We start from the raw sequence: 3,716 nt of genomic DNA on the forward strand, positions 1-3,716 counted from the left end.
CAACACTTTTTAAAGTCTTTGAGCAGTGCCTGACATATAAAATCGCTCAACTTAGATTTTAGTTTTACTTTATTGCCGGCAGGAGGCCGCCAACATCCTTTAACACATCCTGCAACGGCTTCGTTGCCTGTTCAAGGGGTGAAGTAATAGTCTTTCCCAACTCCTCCGAGACCTTTCTTTTAAACGACTCCTTCAGATCATGCTGCAGGTTATTCCACTTGCCCCATATATTAAAGTTTAAAACAATCTCTCCCTTTTTCTTTACAAACTCTATCACAAAGGGAGCACCTACCCCCATTAAAAATCCCCTCGTCTCTATATCCATATTCCTGATCCTTAGCAGAGAAGGTGCCTTTACATAGCCCTTATCGAGACCAAAATTGGAGTCGAGATTCAGCCTTCCCCTTTTAACCACTACATCGCCCTTCATATAAGGCCTCAGCAAAGTCATGTTCATATCCCTGATAGTCAATGTGCCTTTAAACTTGCCGTCAGAAATATTCCCTTCGGATTTCAACGAGGCATTACCTGCATCTAAAAACTTTGCCGATGCTGTGATCGTTGTTTTCCCTGATTGGAATAAGGATATACCGCTTTTCATCGTGACAGTCACACCAATTAATTTCATATTAAAGCCCTTAAGGTCGTCTTCTATGATCACATTCCCGTTATTTGCTTTAAATGCCTTTACAACAAGCTCTACTGCCGGCTTCCCGCCTTCTTTTTTCTTGAATTCAGGAAAAAGCCATTTGCCGCCTTTAGTCCTTTTAATGACAAGGCGCGGCGAGTCCATCTCTATTTCTTTGATGTCAAATTTCTTCCTTAAAAGTGCCCACAGGTATGGTTTAAGCCTGAGTTGTTTTATTTCAAGGAAACCGGTGCCGGAAGGCGTTTTCACCAGAATATCATCTGCCACTATAGCATTCCATCCTATCTTTAAATTCTTAATTGAGATGCCAGGGCCGAGGGCTTTGTCAATCCTTTCTTTCACAAAGGAGTCGAGAGGAAAGAATAGAATAAGCCCTGCTATGGATAGAATGAGGATTACGGTGATGCCAAGAATAACCTTTTTAAGCATAGTTATATAAAAACAAAAAATTCCGATATTATCAAGCCAAACAGTGGTATAATTTATCTTATGAATGCACCGTTGCAAACAGGCTCCCTAAAAATAGCGACAATCATGGGAATACCTATAAGGGTTCATTTTTCGTGGCTGATCATCTTCGGCCTGATAACGTGGTCATTATCAACATTTTATTTCCCGAAGGCTGCACCACAACTACCTGCGGCAGCTTACTGGATTAACGGGGCAGTGGCAGCTTTGCTGCTTTTTGTTTCCGTTGCATTCCATGAGTTGTCGCATTCGTTCGTTGCACTTAAATACAAATTGTCGATAATCAACATAACCCTGTTCATTTTCGGCGGGGTTGCCCAGATGAAGGGAGAGCCTCCGAGTCCAAAGGCTGAATTCAGGATCGCTATTGCAGGGCCTTTGTCCAGTTTCTTCCTGTCAATGATTTTTGGCATTGCCTATAATGTGGCAACAACGCAGGTTACAAAGGCGCTTTTCTCATACCTTGCACAGCTTAACCTCATACTTGGCGCATTCAATCTGATACCCGGATTTCCCATGGACGGCGGAAGGGTTGTGAGGGCTTTTCTATGGAAAAAACAAACGATTTCTTTTATGCAACGCGAAGGCATCCACTTACGGACAAAAGATTGCAATGTTCTTCATAATTTTCGGCATATTTTCCATATTTGCAGGATTTCCGGGTGGATTGTGGCTGATGCTCATAGGCTGGTTCCTATATTCCGCATCCCAGGCGAGCTATCAGCAGGCGAGTCTTCAGCAGACACTCAATGGAATTAAAGTCAGGAATATAATGGTGAGAGATATTGTAACCATGCCGTCAAATCTAACAGTGGACGCAGCAGTCAATGAATACTTCCTGAGATACGGTTACGGCGGATTCCCGGTGGTTGATGACGGAAAATTCCTCGGATTCATTACTCTAAAAGAGATAAAGGATGTGCCGAGGGAAAGGTGGAAGGATGTTAAAATATCCGAAATCTTCGTGCCTCACGACAAGAAATGGGAGGTTGCCGAGGAGGATGACATAATGAAGGCGCTTGAATTGATGATAATGGAAGACAAGGGAAGACTGGTGGTAACAGATAAAGAAAGCGTAATCGGGCTTATAACAAGGAACGGCATAGCAAGGTATGTTCAGATTATGGCCAGATAATAGGAAGATAACAGGAGGAAAATGTCAGAGGCAAAGCTAAAGGTAATACTGATTAAGCACACGCCAAATCCAGAGGAGATTGTGGCAATGGCTGCAAAGCTCTGCTACAGCCCCTCGGATATAGAGGCATTGAAAGAAAAGATAGAGGCAAAGGACCAGAAGGCATTTGTGGAAAAACTCGTGAAGATGGGACACATGAGCCCGATAGAGCATTCTTCATTCACCTTTGCAATCGAAGGCATATCGAGGGCATGCAGCCATCAGCTCGTAAGGCACAGGCTCGCATCATACAGCCAGCAATCGCAGAGATACGTTAGTGAGGAAACGGGCTTTGATTACGTAATCCCACCCATAATAAAGGAAGACAAAGAGCTTAAGAGATATTTTGAGGGCTTCATGTCAGAAGCTCAGAAGACATACAACCACATTGTAAAAAAGCTCAATGAAAAAGGCGTAAAAGGCGAGTCGGCAAATCAGGATGCGCGCTTTGTACTCCCCAACGCAGCAGAGACAAAGATAATAGTTACTATGAATGCAAGGGAATTATTGCATTTCTTCAGGATGCGCTGCTGCAACCGCGCGCAGTGGGAGATAAGACGGATGGCTGAAGAAATGCTGAAGCTCGTCAAAAAGACATCGCCAGTAATCTTTGAAAAAGCAGGCCCCGGCTGCCTCTACGCACCATGTCCTGAGGGTGAATATACCTGCGGAAAGATTGCAGAAGTAAGAAAGAAATATGGGATTAAATAATTGACATCTTAGCATCAAGTATCATTGCCCCTTTCGGATAAAGGGCAACAGGATTAAGGTCTATTTCTTTAATTAAACTGGTCGCCATCATTTCCGAGACAGAAACGATTATATTAATCAGTGCATCAAAATCCACAGGCGGATTTCCTCGATAGCCTTCCAAAAGCCTGTAACCCTTAATCTGTCTGATAAGCCAGAGGGCATCATTTTTTTAAGTGGTGCAAGGCCAAATGAAATATCCTTGAACAATTCAACAAATACTCCTCCGAGGCCGAACATCACAATAGGGCCGAATTGCCCGTCTATTACACCACCCACAATAACCTCAAGCCCCTGCGGCGCCATTTCTTCGACAAGCACGCCTTCAGCATGTTCAATTTGCACGAGTTCTGAAACCGCATTATTTAATTCATCCTCATTTTTTATGCCGAGCCTTATACCTTTGACATCGCTCTTTGAGGTTATTTTTGATGAAGACACCTTTGCAACGAGAGGATAAGAGAGGGCTGAAAGCTGAAGGCTGAAGGCTGAAAGATGGGTGTCTTTAGGTATAAATACTCCATCAGGCATAGAAAAGGCCATGGTTTTAAACAGCCCCTTTACTTCGTGTTCAAGAAAGGTTTTTCTACCTCTGTTTTTTTCAATAAATTCTTTTAGCATCTCTAACTTATCAAAACAATCCGTTCAGCAATTTATCAATGGTAGAAATGATCC

4 protein-coding genes and 1 pseudogene are annotated in these 3,716 nt (G+C 43.0%); 3 read left to right on the top strand and 2 right to left on the bottom strand.

Features of this window, described 5'->3' with window-relative positions; all coding sequences use genetic code 11:
- Nucleotides 1-64: 64 nt before the first annotated feature.
- Nucleotides 65-1,078 carry a DUF748 domain-containing protein gene (locus V7L97_RS09135; RefSeq protein ID WP_333655257.1) on the bottom strand — a complete coding sequence of 338 codons (1,014 nt, stop codon included), beginning with the start codon at nucleotides 1,076-1,078 and terminating at the stop codon, nucleotides 65-67.
- A gap of 60 nt (nucleotides 1,079-1,138) precedes the next feature.
- Here V7L97_RS09135 and V7L97_RS09140 point away from each other — a divergent pair, with 60 nt between their 5' ends.
- The 3 genes from V7L97_RS09140 to thyX are packed head-to-tail and all read left to right on the top strand — an operon-like array spanning nucleotide 1,139 to nucleotide 3,002.
- Nucleotides 1,139-1,876 (top strand): site-2 protease family protein, encoded by a 738-nt coding sequence (locus tag V7L97_RS09140; RefSeq protein WP_333655258.1) that lies wholly within the window; start codon nucleotides 1,139-1,141, stop codon nucleotides 1,874-1,876.
- A 13-nt stretch (nucleotides 1,877-1,889) separates the two neighbouring features.
- The gene (locus tag V7L97_RS09145; protein ID WP_333655261.1) at nucleotides 1,890-2,252 is read left to right on the top strand and encodes a CBS domain-containing protein; all 363 of its coding nucleotides are present in this window, start codon (nucleotides 1,890-1,892) and stop codon (nucleotides 2,250-2,252) included.
- A 21-nt stretch (nucleotides 2,253-2,273) separates the two neighbouring features.
- Complete coding sequence (gene thyX / locus V7L97_RS09150; RefSeq protein ID WP_333655262.1) at nucleotides 2,274-3,002, top strand: FAD-dependent thymidylate synthase; 729 nt, start codon at nucleotides 2,274-2,276, stop codon at nucleotides 3,000-3,002.
- On the opposite strand, the pseudogene V7L97_RS09155 reads toward thyX, so the two are convergent.
- Nucleotides 2,995-3,662, bottom strand: a pseudogene (locus V7L97_RS09155) (acetate--CoA ligase family protein). The gene thyX and the pseudogene V7L97_RS09155 sit on opposite strands and share 8 nt — an antisense overlap.
- Between the last annotated feature and the right edge of the window lie 54 nt (nucleotides 3,663-3,716).

Source organism: Dissulfurispira sp. (assembly GCF_036745535.1).
Lineage (GTDB): Bacteria > Nitrospirota > Thermodesulfovibrionia > Thermodesulfovibrionales > Dissulfurispiraceae > Dissulfurispira.

Excerpts from the sequence above, each read along its gene's own strand:
- V7L97_RS09135 (WP_333655257.1), bottom strand. The coding sequence starts at position 1,078 with ATGCTTAAAAAGGTTATTCTTGGCATCACCGTAATCCTCATTCTATCC.
- V7L97_RS09140 (WP_333655258.1), top strand. The coding sequence starts at position 1,139 with ATGAATGCACCGTTGCAAACAGGCTCCCTAAAAATAGCGACAATCATG.
- V7L97_RS09145 (WP_333655261.1), top strand. The coding sequence starts at position 1,890 with ATGGTGAGAGATATTGTAACCATGCCGTCAAATCTAACAGTGGACGCA.
- thyX (WP_333655262.1), top strand. The coding sequence starts at position 2,274 with ATGTCAGAGGCAAAGCTAAAGGTAATACTGATTAAGCACACGCCAAAT.